Source organism: Saliphagus sp. LR7, assembly GCF_003344565.1.
GTDB classification, from domain to species: domain Archaea; phylum Halobacteriota; class Halobacteria; order Halobacteriales; family Natrialbaceae; genus Saliphagus; species Saliphagus infecundisoli.
On record NZ_QPND01000088.1, the window covers coordinates 1 to 509 of the forward strand.

Genomic DNA, 509 nt, shown 5'->3' on the forward strand with positions numbered 1-509 from the left:
GTGCCGACGACGTTGAACGTCATCGAGGAGATTTCCCGGGGAAGCGTGCAGTCGACGGTGACGAACGTACCGTCGTCCATCACAACGAACCCGCCCCCGCCCGAATCGTCAACCTGTTCGCCTGCCTCGAGACTCTCGACGGCTTCGTTCTCGCCAGTGATGTACCCCGAAACCCGCTCCGCGCGCGCGTCGAGCAGGTAAACCAGCGTGTCCAGCAGGTGTGTCGAGTTCCGCAGCAGTTCCATCCGGAACTGAGTGCTTACCGACCGGATCTCCCCTAGTAAGTTCTCCTCGTGGATCAACTGTCGGAGCTGCTGAAGCTTGTCCGTAAACCGGAACGAGTGGTTCACCAGCAGTTCCGTCTCCGTGTCCGCACAGACGTCGACCATCTCCTCGGCGTCGCTCACCTGCGAGGCGATGGGCTTCTCACACCAGATCAGCGACGGGTCCGCCGTCGAGCGGGCGGCGTCGACGACGTGGTCGTGATGGAGGTAGGAGGGCGTACAGAC

General features: G+C 62.3%; 1 protein-coding gene. It reads right to left on the reverse strand.

Annotated elements, in window-relative coordinates:
- On the reverse strand, positions 1-509 hold a 509-nt coding region (locus DVH23_RS23295; protein WP_198668095.1), incomplete at both ends, for a Gfo/Idh/MocA family protein.